A 15,194-nucleotide genomic window follows, 5' to 3' on the forward strand; every position below is an offset into this window, starting at 1 on the left:
AAGCATCGCCACACCGGCGGCCGATGACGATCGCATCACCTCCTCGTCCTGCCGCGCCACCCGCTGTCGCAGCGCTCGGCGAGCTCGTCGAGTTCGAGAGCGGGCAGCAGTGCCCGGACCCGGGCGACCGGCACCCCGGATTCCGTGGCGATCTGCTCGGCGGATTTGCCCTCGCGTTTGTGCAGCGCCTCGTGGACACGCAGGGCATCGGGACCGAGACCGTCCGTGGGCCGCTTCGCACGCACCTTCTCCGGCCGGGGCGTGCCGAGCCGTCCGACGGTCTCGATGACGTCCTCGACCGAGGCCACCAGCGCCGCGCCGGCATCACGGATCAGCTCGTGGCACCCGACCGACATCGCGGAAGCGATGGACCCCGGGACCGCCATCACGACCTTCCCGAGCGCCCGGGCCGTCGTCGCGGTGTTGCGGGCCCCGCTGCGGCGGCCGGCTTCGACGACTACGGTGCCCTCGCTCAGCGCTGCGATCAGGCGGTTGCGGACCAGGAAGCGGTGACGGGCCGGCGGCGTTCCCGGCGGGTACTCGCTGACCACCAGGCCGCCGAGCTCCGCGATCTTGTCGAGCAGGACGAGGTGGCCGGCCGGATAGCCCGCATCGAGGCCGCAGCCCAGCAGCGCGACCGTGGTGCCGCCCGCGGCCAGCGCTCCGCGGTGCGCGGCGCCGTCCACGCCGTACGCCGCACCGGAGATGATCGGCACTCCCCGGCCCGCCAGCGAGTAGGCCAGCTCCCCGGCCACGTGGTCGCCGTAGTCGGAGGCCGCGCGGGAACCCACGATCGCCACGGCCTGTTCGGTGGCCTCGTCCAGCCGGGTACGGCCGCGCACCCACAACGCGAGTGGCGGGGCGACGCCCGGCACACCGCGCGCGGCGGCGAGTTCGAGGGACAGCAAGGGCCAGCCCGGCCACGCGTCGTCCTCCGGCGTCAGCAGCCGCATCCCGAGACGTTCGCCCTCGTCGAGGTCGCGCTGGGCCTGGTCGTGCTTCCGGCGGGCTTCGGTCTCGTCACGCACCCGGCTCGGGCACTCGCCCGTGCGGATCGCTTCAGCCGCCGCGACCGGACCGTGCTGGGCGACGAACTCGACGACAGCCGGTGCCGGCGGTTCGGCGACGCGGAGGAGATAGGCACGGGCGAGGCGCACGGCAGCGGAGTCGGCGGCGCCGGCGGAGTCGAGGGGGCCGGGTGGTTCGGGCGGCGGAACCCGGGTGGTGCTCATGCCGCCCTCCGGTCCCGGAATTCCAGGGCGGCGGCCACGTGGTCGGCGTCCGGCTCGCCGGTTTCGGCGAGGTCGGCCAGCGTCCACGCGATGCGCAGGCACCTGTCCGCGCCGCGGGCGGTGATCGCCCCGCGTTCGAGGCTTCGGTCCAGCAGAGCGGTAGCCCCGGACGGCAGGGCGAACTCCCGGTGGAGGGCCGGACCCGGCACCTCCGCGTTGGTCCTCCACCCGTGCGCGCTCCAGCGAGCGGCAGCCCGGTCACGAGCCGCCAGGACCCGTTTGCGGACCACCTCCGTCGACTCCGGTTCGCGGCCGTCGTGGCGGCTCATGGCGGTCAGCGGGCGCAGCCGGACCCGCAGGTCGACGCGGTCGAGCAGGGGGCCGGACAGCCTGCTCAGGTAGCGGCGGCGTTCGGTCGGGGAGCACGAGCAGTCGGTCTCCCGGGGCGGGGCGCACGGGCACGGGTTGGTGGCCATGATCAGCTGGAACCGGGCCGGATAGCGGACCGAGCCGCGTGCCCGGGCGATGCGCACCTCGCCCTCCTCCAGCGCGGTGCGCAGCGAGTCCAGGCGTTGCGCCCCGAACTCCGCCGCTTCGTCCAGGAACAACACCCCGCGATGGGCCTGGCTGACCAGGCCCGGCGCGGCGATCCCGGCGCCGCCCCCGATCAACGCGGCTTCGGACACCGAGTGGTGCGGGGCGATGAACGGCGGGACCTTGATCAGCGGCGCGGTCGGCGACAACTGCCCGTACACCGAGTGCACGGCCGTGACCTCCAGCGACTCCTCCGCCGTGAGCATCGGCAGAAGCCCGGGCAGGCGCCTGGCCAGCATCGTCTTACCCACACCGGGCGGGCCGGTGAGCAGCAGGTGGTGCCCGCCCGCGGCCGCCACTTCCAGCGCCCAGCGGGCTTCGGGTTGTCCGATGACGTCGGCCAGGTCCGGCACCCCGGGTGGCGCGGCCTCGGCCGGTGGGTCCGGCCGGGCGAGGGCGTTCTCGCCCTCCAGCCAGGCCACGACGTCGCGGAGCCGGGCCGCGCCGTAGACCTCCACTCCGTCCACGAGTGCCGCTTCGACCAGCGAGTGCGACGGGACGATCGCCCGCTTGACGCCCGCCTTGCGCGCGGCGAGCAGGCCGGGCAGGACACCGCGGATCTCCCGGACCCGCCCGTCGAGCGCCAGCTCCCCCAGCAGCACGGTGCCGAGGAGGCGGGTGGCCGGGACCTTCCCCGCCGACGCGAGGACGGCCACCGCGATCGCGAGGTCGTAGCCCGATCCGAGCTTGGGCAGGTTCGCCGGGAACAGGCCGAGGGTGAGCTTGTCCTCGGGCCAGTGCTGGCCGGAGTTGCGGATGGCCGAGCGGACCCGGTCCTTGGCTTCGCGCAGACCCGCGTCGGGCAGGCCGACCAGTTTGATGCCGGGCAGGCCGCCGCCCAGATCGGCCTCCACCTCGACCAGGCGGCCGTCCAGCCCCACGAGCGCCACCGACCAGGCGCGTCCGATGGGCATCAGAACGCCCCGGGGATGTGCCGGACGCGGGGCTCGCCGCCCGGCTCGGCGTAGACGGCGATGACGTCGAACCGGACCCGGCACCAGCCGACGCGGTGGATGCTGAGCCACTGCCCGGTCAGGCGCCGGATACGGGCGATCTTGTCCGCCGTGACGGCCTCGGCGGGGTCGCCGAAGCTCTCCTGGGCGCGGGTCTTCACCTCGCAGATGACCAGGGTGCGGCCGTCGGTGGCGACGAGGTCGAGCTCGCCCTGGCGGCACCGCCAGTTCCGGGACAGCACGACGAAGCCGAGCTTCTGCAGGTGGCGGACGGCGATGTCCTCGCCCCTGCGGCCGAGTACGAGATGGCGAGCGGGTCTGGCCGCGGTGGTCATGGCAGGTCCCCCAGGGTCGGTGGTCGTTCACTGCCTCCGACGGTGCCAGGACCAGGGGTTTCGCCGACAGATGCCGTTGCCGGACCTGTGGACAAGTGGGGTGTTGTGGACAACCGCGGTGGACCGCGGCCTGGGACGGCGGAATTGTCGGACCCGTCTGGTATCCGCGCGGCGGGCCGGAAGCTCGCGTCACCGGGGCAGACAGCAGCGGGGACGTCCCCGCCTGGAGGACGTCCCCGCGCAACGCCGGACCGGCTCAGCCGGAGAAGGGCCCCTCCTCGGGGAGCCGCAGCTCGGGCTTTTCCAGCTCCTCCACGTTCACATCCTTGAACGTGATCACGCGAACGTTCTTCACGAACCTGGCCGGGCGGTACATGTCCCACACCCACGCGTCGGACATCCGCACCTCGAAGTAGACGTCTCCCCCGCTGTCCCTGACCTGCACGTCCACCGCATTGGCCAGGTAGAACCGCCGCTCGGTCTCCACCACGTACGAGAACTGGCTGACGATGTCGCGGTACTCGCGGTACAGCGACAGCTCCATCTCGGTCTCGTACTTCTCGAGATCCTCTGCGCTCATGAAATCCGCGCCCCTCCTCGCGAGTTCAACCGGTCTTCGGCGGCGGAACTCCCATTCTGAACCACGGCGCCCTCCAGAGCACGTACCGGAGCATCGGACTGCCCCAAGGCGGCGGCGGTGAGCATCACCTTCCGCGGCGGACGCATGCCGTGCGCGGCCGCCGCGGCCGCCACATTGGTGTACGACCACCGGTGTACCTCACACGGCCCGTGTTCGACGAGCGCCGCGCCGTGGTCCAGGGTCGTGTACCCCTTGTGCACATCGAATCCGTACACCGGGTACCGCCCGTGCGTCTCGGCCATGATCCGGTCCCGCGTCACCTTGGCGAGCACCGACGCCGCCGCCACGCAGGCGACCGCCCGGTCCCCCTTGATCACCGGCACGCTCGGTGCCGGCAACCCGGGCACCTTGAACCCGTCCGTCAGCACGTACCCGGGGCACTCCCGCAACCCGGCCACAGCCCGGCGCATGCCCTCGATGTTGGTGACGTGGATACCGAGCTGGTCCACCTCTTCGGGGGAGATGACGACGATGCAGTAGTCCAGGGCGCGGGCCACGATCCGCTCGTACACCCGCTCGCGGGCCGGCGCGGTGAGCAGCTTCGAGTCGTTCAGCTCCGCCAGCCGGGCCGCGTCCCCCGGCCGGAGCACGCACGACGCCACCACCAGCGGACCGGCACACGCCCCGCGGCCCGCCTCGTCGACCCCCGCCACCGGGCCGAGGCCCCGCCGATCCAGCGCCGATTGCAGACCCCACGCGGTCTCGCCCCGCACGATCGCCCTCGGCGGACGGAACGAGGCCGAGACCAGCGTGGCCGAAGACCTACCCAACCTGGTTACCGCTTTCGCTCGACCGCCTCGCGCACCTTGGCGCCCAGTCGCCGGCCGCCCCACAGCACGGGCCATGCGGCGACGGCCCCGAACCCGAGCGGGACGCCCTCCTGCCACGCCGGCGCGCTCATCCCGAGCGCCACCGGTTGCGCGGACGCCTGCGGGTCGTGGTCGCTGACCCCGCCCCACCGGCCGGGCGGCAACACGATGATCCTGGCCTTGCCGATGATGTTGTCCACCGGCACGGCCCCGCGGACCCCGCCGCCGCCCTGGCAGCGCGAGTCACACGAGTTGTTGCGGTTGTCGCCCATCACCCAAACGTAGCCCTGCGGCACCGTCACCGGATCGAACGACTCTTGGCGCTGGTGGTCCGGATCCTCCCAGTGGATGTACGGCTCGTCCAGTGCCTTGCCGTTGACCACGACCCGGTTCTGCGCGTCGCAGCACTGCACGGTCTGGCCGCCGGTCGCGATGATCCGCTTGACGAAGTCCCGCTCGTCCGGCGGCGCCAGGCCGAACACCGATCCGATGTTCTGGAAGAAGCGCACCACCGGGTTGGACGACCGCTCGCTGTCGGTTTCGTTCTCCACCCACGGCTCGGGGCCCTTGAACACCACGACATCACCCGGTTCCGGGTCGGTGAAGTCGTAGGTGATCTTGTCGACCAGAACCTTGTCGCCGTAGCACCCGGTGCACCCGTGCAGCGTGGTTTCCATCGATCCCGACGGAATCGTGTAGACCCGCGCCAGGAATTGCTGGAACACGAATGCGAGCACCAGCGCCACAACCACCAGAATCGGCAGCTCTACCCAGAACGAGCGCTGTTTCTTGGGTTTGCGGCGCCGCCTTTTCCGATTTGCACCGGCATCGCCGTGCTCGTCCGGATCGGGGCGTTCGGGCTCGTCCTCAGCAGCGCTGGAGGGCACAGGTTCGACCACTTCGCCAGGCTATCGGAGAGCGTCCGAGCGCTCAGGACGCGGTCGGAGCCTCGCGGCGCTCCTTGATCTTGGCGGCCTTGCCGCGCAGCTCACGCAGGTAGTAGAGCTTGGCGCGCCGCACGTCACCGCGCTTGTGCACCTCGATCTTGGAGATGTTCGGGCTGTGCACCGGGAAAGTGCGCTCCACGCCCACACCGAACGACACCTTGCGCACGGTGAAGGTCTCGCGAATACCGCCACCCTGGCGGCGGATCACGACGCCCTGGAAAACCTGGACACGCTCACGGTTTCCCTCGATAACGCGAACGTGCACCTTCAGCGTGTCACCCGGGCGGAAGTTCGGGATGTCGGAACGCAACGACTGAGCGTCCAGGGCGTCCAGGGTGTTCATCGGGAGTCCGTCCTCGTCCTTCGTCTGTCTGGCAGTCATCCGAGCACGCGCACGCTCACCAAGGGGCAGGCGACCCGGGGGCTTGTGGCAGGCGCGCACCACCGGTACGGCCAACCTGTCAAGTATGGCAGACGCGTCTGCGGCCGGATCACCCGGCCTGCCGCCGCTGCGACCGGACACGGTCGAGCACGGCGAGATCGCGCTGGTCCAGCGTACCGTCCGGCAACCGGTCGAGGAGATCGGGGCGGCGCAGCAGGGTCCGCTCCAGCGCCTGGTCGCGCCGCCACCGGTCGATCAGCGCGTGGTTGCCCGAGCGCAGCACCTCCGGCACGGCCAGGTCGCGCCACACCTCCGGGCGCGTGTAGCTGGGGCCTTCGAGCAGGCCGTCGGAGAACGAGTCCTGCTCGGCGGAGACCGGGTTCCCCAGCACGCCGGGCAGCAGGCGGACGGTGGCCTCGACCATCACCAGCACCGCGGCCTCGCCGCCGACCAGCACGTAGTCGCCGATGGACACCTCGTCGACCGGCATCCGGCGCGCGGCGTCCTCGATGACCCGCTGGTCGATGCCCTCGTACCGGCCGCACGCGAACACCAGGTGCTGCTCGCGGGCGTAAGCGCGCGCCGTCTCCTGGGTGAACGGCCGGCCCGCCGGCGTGGGCACCACCAGCCGGGTGTCCGGCCCGCAGACCGCGTCCAGCGCATCGCCCCAGACCTGGGGCTTCATGACCATGCCGGGGCCGCCGCCGTAAGGCGCGTCGTCGACCGCGCGGTGCACGTCGTGGGTCCAGTCCCGCAGGTCGTGCACCCCGACCTCGATCAGGCCCCGCTCGATGGCGCGGCCCAGCAACGCGGCCCGCAACGGGTCCAGGTACTCGGGGAAGATGGTGACGACGTCGATCCGCACGGCGCGAGCGTAACCAGCCGCTCAGCCGGCGTCGTCGAGCAGGCCCTCGGGCGGCTCGATGACGACGCGACCGCCCGCGACGTCCACCACGGGCACGATGGCCTGCACGAACGGCACGAGAACGGTGCGCCCCTCGCGGTCGAGCGCGAGCAACTCGCCGTGCGGCGCGTGCACGACTTCGGTGACGGTGCCGACGACCTGGCCGTCGCTCAGCTCGGCACGCAGACCCTCGAGCTCGTGGTCGTAGAACTCGTCCGGGTCGTCCGTGGGTGGCAGATCGGCGGTGTCGGCGAGGAGCAGGGCGCCACGCAGGGCCTCTGCGGCCTCACGCGTGACGACCTGCTCGAAGGTGACCAGCAGCCGCCCGCTGTGCGGGCGGGCGGCTGCGATGGTCAGCGGGCGCGTGGTGCCGTCGCGGAAACGCGCGGTCACCGGAGCGCCCTCGCGGAAGCGTTCCTCGGGCGAGTCGGTCCGGATGTCCACGGCGAGTTCGCCGCGCACACCGTGGGCCTTGGCGACCCGCCCGACGACGACGTCCACGGAGGGGTCAGCGGTCGGTGTCGACGACGTCCACGCGGACGCCGCGGCCACCGATGCCGCCCATGACGGTGCGCAGCGCGGTCGCCGTCCGCCCGCCACGGCCGATCACCTTGCCGAGGTCGTCCGGGTGGACGTGAACCTCGAGGGTGCGGCCGCGGCGCGTGGTGATCAGGTCGACCCGGACGTCGTCCGGGTTGTCCACGATCCCGCGCACCAGGTGTTCGAGGGAGTCCGCGAGGAAACTCACGCCTCGTCCTTCGCCGCCTCGTCGTCGGCCTTGCGGGCCGGCTTCTTCTTCGGCGTGGTGGCCTCGTTCGAGGGCTCGTCGCCGGCGGCCGCGAGGGCCTGGTTGAACAGCTCTTCCTTGGTCGCCTTCGGCGCGGCGACCTTCAGCGTGCCCTCGGCGCCCGGCAGGCCCTTGAACTTCTGCCAGTCACCGGTGATCTCCAGGATGCGCTGCACCGGCTCGGTCGGCTGCGCACCGACACCCAGCCAGTACTGGGCGCGCTCGGAGTCGACCTCGATGAAGCTCGGCTCCGACTTCGGGTGGTACTTGCCGATCGTCTCGATGGCCTTGCCGTCCCGGCGAGTGCGCGCGTCGGCGACGATGATGCGGTAGTACGGCGCACGGATCTTGCCGAGGCGCTGGAGCTTGATCTTGACGGCCACGGTGTGTGGGTACTCCTTGGTTCTCTGCGTGCTCGCGGGTGTCGGGTCACGATCCGTGTGGGGACACCGGACGAGTACCCGAAGCTTTCGGTCGCCACGGCACGGTGAGAGGGCCCGGCCGCAGCAGGCAAGCGACAATTGTGCCAGACGCGGTGGCGGGCCCCGCACCGGGCGTCTAGATGGCCATCACGCCGAGTGCGGTGAGCAGCATCGCCACGGCGGGCAGGAAGTTGTTCATCTGGTGGGCGACGATGCTGCCGAGCAGGCGGCCGGTGAACAACCGGGCCAGCCCGATCGGGATGGCGATCACCAGCAGCAACGTGGTGCGCAGCGGTTCCAGGTGGCTGGCCGCGAAGACCGCCGTGGACAGCAGGAACGCCGCCAGCCGCGCCCACTTCTCCTGCCCCCAGTGCAGCCGCTCGACCGCGCCCCACAGCAGGCCCCGGTAGATGATCTCCTCGCAGATCGGCCCGAGCAGCCACAGGTAGGCGAACATCACGATCGCCGCGCTCACCGACATGGGCTGCTCCTCGACCAGCGCGCTGATCGCCGACCCGGCGTTGGCCTCACCGACCGCCTGGGTCCAGATGAACGCGCTCACCGTGGTCAGGACCAGCCCGAAGGCGCCGAGCTTGAGCCCGAGCTTCACGTCCGCCCAGTGCCAGGACAGCCGCAGGTCGATCGCCGGCCCGTTGCCACGCAGCCGCGTGATCAGGATCGCGACCAGCGCGGCGAGGACCGTCGGGGCCATCGTCCCGATCAGCACGTCCCGCGCCGGCAGCGGCTCCCCCGGCGGGGCCGGGCCAAACAGGACGCTGACGAACGCGGCGGAGGCCAGCAGCACGGCCTCGACCACCAGGAAGGCGCCGAAGCCCCAGCGGTGCGCCGGCGCGGCCTCGGCGGCGGGCAGATCGGGCCGGTCGAGCTCGCCCGGATGTGCCGTCACGGCCTGCCTCCCTCTGATCCTCGCCCAGCACCTCCCGAGCCTAGTCGCCATGGTCGGCGCACTCAGGACCCGGTGAACAGCAGCAACGCCGGCACCAGGTTGTTCGCCGCGTGCGCGACGAAACTCGCCCCCACCCGGCCGGTCCGCCACCGGGCCACGCCGATCGCGAGCCCCTGGACGAGCAGCGCCAGCGTCCGGGTCGGTTCGCCGTGCAGGTAGGCGAAGACGACCGCGGTGAGCACCACGATCACCCATTGCGGCAGGCGGTGGTGCTCGAGCGCCCCCCACAGCGATCCCCGCACCAGCAGTTCCTCGGCCATCGGCGTGGCGATCACCACCACGACGGCGGCCAGGGCCAGCCACACCAGTTCGTCGCTGCCGCCGCTCTCGGCGAGGTCGGTGAGCGGGCTGTCGGAGACCCGGTCGGTGCCGTAGACGCCGAGCAGCACCAAGTTCACCAGGTAACCGGCCAGCAGCGCGAGCACGCCGCAGGCCAGGCCCACCTTCACGTCGCGCAGGGTCGGCAGCCACCCGAAGTCGGCGTGCGGCCCACTGCCCCACCGTTTCGAGGCGACCAGCGGCGCGAGGCCGAGCAGCAGGCTGGGCACGAACGCCAGCAGCAGGACCGGTCCGACGTCGAGCAGTTCCAGCGGGTCCACGCTGGCGTGCCCGGACCGCATCACGGTCATCACGACCGTGACGAGGTGGTACGCACCGAGACCGGCGAAGAACGCGAGAAATCCCCAGTGCGCGCCCAGAACCAGCCGGCTGCGCACATCCTCCCCGACGTCCTGGCTCAACCTCGACCCGCTCATGGACTTCAGGCTAGGTGGCTGGGCGCGATCGTTCGACCCCGGGCCGTGAGCGCTCAGCGGATGAGTGCACCACGCAGGACGATGTGCCGCGGTGACCGGAGCGCGGACAGGTCCTCGCGGGGATCGTGGTCCAGGACCAGGAAATCGGCGGGCGCGCCCTCGGCGATGCCCGGGTGACCGAGCCAGTCCCGTGCTGCCCAGGAGCCCGCAGCCAGCGCCTGCTCCGCGGTCATCCCGGCGCGCCGCAGCGCCGTCAGCTCGTCCACCAGGCGGCCGTGCGCGATCATGCCGCCGGCATCGCTGCCCGCGTACACCGGAACGCCCGCGTCGAGCGCGTTGCCGACCAGCTCGCCGACCCGGGCGTGCAGGGCGCGCATGTGCGCCGCGTACCGCGGGTACTTGCCGGCCTGGTCGGCGATACCCGGGAAGTTCTCGATGTTGATCAATGTCGGCACCAGCGCCGTGCCGCGGCGCGCCATCTCGGCCAGCAGCGCGGGGTCCAGGCCGGTGCCGTGCTCCAGGCAGTCGATGCCGGCGCCGATCAGCCCGGGCAGCGCGTCCTCGCCGAACACGTGCGCCGTGACGCGGGCACCGGCTTCGTGGGCGACCTTGATCGCCTCGGTGAGGACGTCGTCCGGCCACAACGGAGCCAGATCACCCACCGAGCGGTCGATCCAGTCACCGACCAGCTTGACCCAGCCGTCGCCGTCGGCCGCCTGCTCGGCGACCGCGGCGGGCAGCTCGTCCGGGTGCGCGAGGTCGAGGCCCAGGCCCGGGATGTAGCGCTTGGGCAGCGCGAGGTGCCGCCCGGACCGGATGATCCGCGGCAGGTCGTGGCGTGCCTGCAACGGCCGGGTGTCGATCGGCTGGCCGCAGTCGCGGATCAGCAGCGTGCCGGCGTCCCGGTCGGCGAGCGCGTTGGCCGCCGCGCCGTCGAGGCCGGTCGGCCCGTCCGGCCCGATCGCCGGGTGGCAGTGCGCGTCGACCAGTCCCGGCACCAGGAACCCGTCCTGGACGAGCGTCGCCGCGCCCTCGACGGGCGTGAACGTGATCGTGCCGTCGCTGATCCAGACATCGCGCCGCACGCCGTCCGGCAGCACCACCGCGCGCAGGTGCATCTACTTGTTCTTCGGCAGCTTGAACTTGGCCGGGTCGAAGCCCGGGACGTCGTTCATGCCGCCGCCCAGCTGGGACAGGTCGGGCATGCCGCCACCGGCGGGCGGGAGCATCGGCATGCCGCCGGGGAACCCGCCACGCACCTTCGGCTGGGTGGGGCCCTTGCCCTTCTTCCCCTTCTTGCCCTTCTTGCGCTTGGTGGCGCTGCCGCCGCCGAAGCCGAAGCGGCCGGCCATCTGCTGCATCATCTTGCGGGCTTCGAAGAACCGGTTGACCAGGTCGTTGACCTCGCGCACGGTGACACCGGAGCCGACCGCGATGCGCTGGCGCCGCGAACCGTTGATGATCTTCGGATCGGCCCGCTCGGCCGGGGTCATGCCGCGGATGATCGCCTGCAGCCGGTCCAGGTGCTTGTCGTCGACCTGGGCGAGCTGCTCCTTCATCTGCCCCGCGCCGGGCAGCATGCCCAGCAGGTTGCCGATCGGGCCCATCTTGCGGACCGCGAGCATCTGCTCCAGGAAGTCCTCCAGCGTGAGCTGACCGGTGCCCAGCTTCGCCGCGGCCTTCTCGGCCTGCTCCTGGTCGAACGCCTGCTCGGCCTGCTCGATCAGGGTGAGCAGGTCGCCCATGCCGAGGATCCGGCTCGCCATCCGGTCCGGGTGGAAGGTGTCGAAGTCCTCGAGCTTCTCACCGTTGGAGGCGAACAGGATCGGCTGGCCGGTGACCTGGCGCACGGACAGCGCCGCACCACCGCGGGCGTCGCCGTCGAGCTTGGTGAGGACCACACCGGTGAAGCCGACACCGTCGCGGAACGCCTCGGCCGTGGTGACCGCGTCCTGACCGATCATCGCGTCGACGACGAACAGGACCTCGTCGGGTTCGACCGCGTCCCGGATGTCGGCGGCCTGCTTCATCAGCTCCTCGTCGACACCCAGCCGTCCGGCGGTGTCGACGATGACGATGTCGTGCTGCGCGTGCCTGGCCTCCTCGACGCCGCGGCGGGCCACGTCGACCGGGTCGCCGACGCCGTTACCGGGCTCGGGCGCGAAGGTCGGCACGCCGGCGCGCTCACCGACCACCTGCAGCTGGGTGACGGCGTTGGGGCGCTGCAGGTCACAGGCGACCAGCAGCGGCGCGTGCCCCTGCTTCTTGAGGAACAGCGCGAGCTTGCCGGCCAGCGTCGTCTTACCGGAACCCTGCAGACCGGCGAGCATGATCACGGTCGGCGGGTTCTTCGCCAGGCTCAGACGGCGGGTCTCGCCACCGAGGATGCCGATGAGCTCCTCGTTGACGATCTTGATGACCTGCTGCGCCGGGTTGAGGGCCTCGGAGACCTCGGCGCCCTTCGCGCGCTCCTTGACGTGCGCGATGAACTCCCGGACGACGGGCAGCGCGACGTCGGCCTCCAGCAGCGCGATGCGGATCTCGCGCGCGGTGGCGTCGATGTCGGCGTCGGTCAGCTTCCCCTTGCCCCGCAGGTTCTGCAGGACCGAGGTGAGCCGGTCGGAGAGGGTGTCGAACACGGGTGTGCACGCTCCAGCTGGTCGTGGTTGTCCGCCTGCGGCGTCTCTCCAGGGTAGCCGCTGGGTGCGGGTGGCCTGTCAGGCCCGCCGCGCTCGGCCACGGCCGAGTGGGCCCGCCGCGTCGCGGGGAACGAAGTGCGGGTGGCCCGCCCCCTCGACGGGTCACCCGCACTCCTTCCTACCCCGGTGGCCCGCCCCCTCGCCGGCCCACCGGCAGACGCCGCGCCGCCGGTCTCCGGTGCTCGCCCACCCCCAGTACCAGCGAGAACCATCGGCCGTCCGTGGTGCGACGTCCTCAGACTGCCGGTTCCGGGGGCGGCAGGGCAGCGTGAGAACCCCCAAGTGGCGCTAGGTAGATCTACTCAGGGGTCCGGCCGGCCGTGCTCGCCGCGCGGTGGTGTGACCCGTCTCCACCGAGGGCATGACGCGGTTCCCGGGAAAAATTCCGCGCCGCGGTCCGCGACCGTTCGCATCCAGCCACGCTAGCGCGAGTAGAACATTGTTCAACAGCGTCGAACGGGTGATCACGCCGCCGCGGCAAGCACCGCCCGTTCGACCCGCTGCCGCCACCCCGGGTCCAGCCGGCCGGTGCGCGGCGAGACGGCGAAGGAGTCCACGACCGCGGCGCCGAGCGTGGCGACCTTGGCCCACTTCACCTCGGCGTCGCAGGACCGCAGCGCCCCGGCGACCCGGTAGAGCAGCCCGATCCGGTCCGTGGCCCGCAGTTCGAGCACGACCGTGCTCGATCCGCCGGTCTCCTCGTCGAACCACAGCACCTTCGGCGCGGCCGCCACGTGGGCGGACCGGTAGTCCCGTTCCTTCGCGGCGATCTTCGCCTCCAGCGGGAGCGCGCCGGAAACGGCCCGCGCGAGCTGTTCACGCAGCAACGCCGGATCGGGCGGCGATCCGAACTTCGGCGACGCGGTGAAGATGCCGGCCCGTCCGCCGTCGTGGCCGCGCAGCACCGCGGTGTGCACTTCCAGCGAGTGCAGCGCGAGGACCCCGGCCGCGGGCGCCAGCAGGTCCGTGTGTGCCGGCGCGGCGACCACGACGGTCACCACCTTGCCGTCGGAGGTGATCAGCACCTCGCCGCGGCCGGACGCGACGGCGGCCGCGACCAGCTCGCGCCGGCGGGCGTCCAGCGGCTCCGGCGGCCGGAACCCGTGGCCCTGCACGACCTGGCGGCACCGGTGGACCAGGCCCGCGACCAGGCCGGCCTTCCAGTCGGTCCACATGCCCGGGCCGGTGGCGAGCGAGTCGGCCTGCGTCAGCGCCTGCAGCAGCTCCAGCAGGACCACGTCGTTGCCGACGGTCGCGGCCACCCGCGCGATCGTGCCCGGTTCCTCGATGTCGCGCCGGGTCGCGGTATGCGCCAGCAGCAGGTGGTGCCGCACCGCGCCCGAGACGAGCGCGACGTCCGGACCGGACAGGCCGATTCGCCGGGCGACCTCGGCGGAGATCGCGGCGCCCAGCTCGGAGTGGTCGGCGTCGCGGCCCTTGCCGATGTCGTGCAGCAACGCGGCCAGCAGCAGCAGGTCAGGCCGGGACACCGTGGTGGTGAGCTTCGCGGCCTCGACCGCGGTCCGCACCAGGTGCCGGTCGACCGTCCACGAGTGCACCGGCTCACGCGGGGGCAGGTCCCGCACAGCGCCCCATTCCGGGAACAGCCGGGCCCACAAGCCGGTGCGGTCCAGCGCTTCCACCGCGTCGAGCAGGCCCTCCCCCGCACCGAGCAGTTCGGTGAGCGAGTCACGCGCTGCCGGCGGCCACGGCGTGCGCAGTTCCGGGGCCGACTCGGCAAGGGTGCGGAGGGTGCCGTGCGAGATCGGCGCGCGGGTGCGGGCGGCAGCGGCCGCGACCCGCAGCAGCAGCGCGGGGTCCTTGGCCGGCACCGCATCCCGGGCCAGAGCCACCTCGTTGCCGTGCAGCACGACGCCGTCGTCCAGCGGGGTCCGGCTCGGCCGCCGCCCGAAGCGGCCGCGCGGGGGTTCGGCGGTGGCGCGCAACGCCACGTCGACGGCATAGCCGACCGCCCGGCCGGCACCGGACAGCTTGCGCGCGAGCGCGAACCGGTCGCCGAACCCGAGCTCGGCGGCCACCGGTCCGGCGTCCACACCGGACAGCACGTCCCGGTCCCGCCGCAGTTCACGCCGCAACTCGGTGCGCACGTCCAGCAGCAGTTCCCGGGCCTGGCGCAGTTCCTCCCCCGGACGGTCGGTGAGCTGGGCGGCGGCCAGCGCCCGCAGCACTCCGAGGTCGCGCAGACCGCCCCGGCCGTACTTGAGGTCGGGCTCGGCGGACTGGGCGATCTCCCCGCTGCGCTCCCAGCGCCGCCGGGTCGACTCCGCCAGTTCCGGTAGGCGGGTGCGCGCGGTTCGCCGCCACTGGTCGCGCGCGGCCGCGGCGAGCCGGCCGGTGAGCTCGGCGTCCCCGGCGAGGTGCCGGGCGTCGAGCAGCCCCATCGCGGTGCGCAGGTCCGCGGAAGCGACCTGGAGCGCCTCCCCCGGCGTGCGGACCGAGTGGTCCAGGCCGATGCGCGCGTCCCACAGCGGGTACCACAGCGCGTCCGCGATGGTGGCGATGTCCGGGTGCTGGTCGTGCACCAGGACCAGGTCCAGGTCCGAGAACGGCACGAGCTCGCGCCGGCCGAGGCCGCCCACGGCGACCAGCGCGACACCCGGTCCGGCGCCCACGCCCGCCGCCGCGGCGGCCTTGCCGAGCCGGAACTCGTACAGGTCGACCAGCGCGGCACGCAGCGCGGACGCGCCCACCCGGCCTGCCAGCAACCGGTTCACCGCCTCGGCGAGCTCGCCCCCGGCCATCCGGTT

16 protein-coding genes are annotated in these 15,194 nt (G+C 72.4%); all 16 read right to left on the reverse strand.

Going from position 1 to position 15,194, the window contains the following annotated elements; translation table 11 throughout:
- Positions 1–35: 35 nt before the first annotated feature.
- The gene (dprA, locus tag FHX46_RS21860) at positions 36–1,232 is read right to left on the reverse strand and encodes a DNA-processing protein DprA (protein ID WP_167118225.1); all 1,197 of its coding nucleotides are present in this window, start codon (positions 1,230–1,232) and stop codon (positions 36–38) included.
- A complete protein-coding gene (locus FHX46_RS21865; RefSeq protein WP_167118228.1) occupies positions 1,229–2,740 on the reverse strand; it encodes a YifB family Mg chelatase-like AAA ATPase in 1,512 nt (503 codons plus the stop codon). Before FHX46_RS21865 ends, dprA begins: the two co-directional genes overlap by 4 nt.
- Entirely contained in the window at positions 2,740–3,114 is a 375-nt protein-coding gene (locus FHX46_RS21870) for a YraN family protein (protein WP_167118231.1), read from the reverse strand. Before FHX46_RS21870 ends, FHX46_RS21865 begins: the two co-directional genes overlap by 1 nt.
- 256 nt (positions 3,115–3,370) lie before the next feature.
- Positions 3,371–3,694, reverse strand: coding sequence for a DUF2469 domain-containing protein (locus tag FHX46_RS21875; protein ID WP_167098488.1), 324 nt, complete (start codon positions 3,692–3,694; stop codon positions 3,371–3,373).
- Complete coding sequence (locus FHX46_RS21880; protein WP_313886290.1) at positions 3,691–4,470, reverse strand: ribonuclease HII; 780 nt, start codon at positions 4,468–4,470, stop codon at positions 3,691–3,693. The genes FHX46_RS21875 and FHX46_RS21880 overlap by 4 nt, the downstream gene beginning before the upstream one ends.
- A 59-nt stretch (positions 4,471–4,529) precedes the next feature.
- Positions 4,530–5,462 (reverse strand): signal peptidase I, encoded by a 933-nt coding sequence (lepB, locus tag FHX46_RS21885; protein WP_167118236.1) that lies wholly within the window; start codon positions 5,460–5,462, stop codon positions 4,530–4,532.
- Positions 5,463–5,493: 31 nt separating this feature from the next.
- Positions 5,494–5,853, reverse strand: coding sequence for a 50S ribosomal protein L19 (gene rplS, locus FHX46_RS21890; protein WP_167108638.1), 360 nt, complete (start codon positions 5,851–5,853; stop codon positions 5,494–5,496).
- 148 nt (positions 5,854–6,001) lie between these two features.
- A complete protein-coding gene (gene trmD / locus FHX46_RS21895; RefSeq protein ID WP_167118238.1) occupies positions 6,002–6,757 on the reverse strand; it encodes a tRNA (guanosine(37)-N1)-methyltransferase TrmD in 756 nt (251 codons plus the stop codon).
- Positions 6,758–6,778: 21 nt separating this feature from the next.
- Positions 6,779–7,297, reverse strand: coding sequence for a ribosome maturation factor RimM (gene rimM, locus FHX46_RS21900; RefSeq protein ID WP_167118242.1), 519 nt, complete (start codon positions 7,295–7,297; stop codon positions 6,779–6,781).
- 7 nt (positions 7,298–7,304) lie between these two features.
- Positions 7,305–7,544, reverse strand: coding sequence for an RNA-binding protein (locus tag FHX46_RS21905; protein WP_017987579.1), 240 nt, complete (start codon positions 7,542–7,544; stop codon positions 7,305–7,307).
- Positions 7,541–7,966, reverse strand: coding sequence for a 30S ribosomal protein S16 (gene rpsP, locus FHX46_RS21910; protein ID WP_167118245.1), 426 nt, complete (start codon positions 7,964–7,966; stop codon positions 7,541–7,543). Before rpsP ends, FHX46_RS21905 begins: the two co-directional genes overlap by 4 nt.
- A 175-nt stretch (positions 7,967–8,141) precedes the next feature.
- The gene (locus FHX46_RS21915) at positions 8,142–8,912 is read right to left on the reverse strand and encodes a CPBP family intramembrane glutamic endopeptidase (protein ID WP_167118257.1); all 771 of its coding nucleotides are present in this window, start codon (positions 8,910–8,912) and stop codon (positions 8,142–8,144) included.
- Positions 8,913–8,974: 62 nt separating this feature from the next.
- Positions 8,975–9,727: a CPBP family intramembrane glutamic endopeptidase gene (locus FHX46_RS21920; protein ID WP_167118260.1), complete on the reverse strand. Its 753-nt coding sequence runs from the start codon at positions 9,725–9,727 to the stop codon at positions 8,975–8,977.
- A 53-nt stretch (positions 9,728–9,780) separates the two neighbouring features.
- Complete coding sequence (locus FHX46_RS21925) at positions 9,781–10,845, reverse strand: amidohydrolase family protein (RefSeq protein ID WP_167118263.1); 1,065 nt, start codon at positions 10,843–10,845, stop codon at positions 9,781–9,783.
- A complete protein-coding gene (gene ffh / locus FHX46_RS21930; RefSeq protein WP_167098513.1) occupies positions 10,846–12,366 on the reverse strand; it encodes a signal recognition particle protein in 1,521 nt (506 codons plus the stop codon).
- A gap of 524 nt (positions 12,367–12,890) precedes the next feature.
- Entirely contained in the window at positions 12,891–15,188 is a 2,298-nt protein-coding gene (locus FHX46_RS21935; RefSeq protein WP_167118266.1) for a [protein-PII] uridylyltransferase, read from the reverse strand.
- Positions 15,189–15,194 lie beyond the last annotated feature (6 nt).

The organism is Amycolatopsis viridis (assembly GCF_011758765.1).
Classification (GTDB): Bacteria; Actinomycetota; Actinomycetes; order Mycobacteriales; family Pseudonocardiaceae; genus Amycolatopsis_E; species Amycolatopsis_E viridis.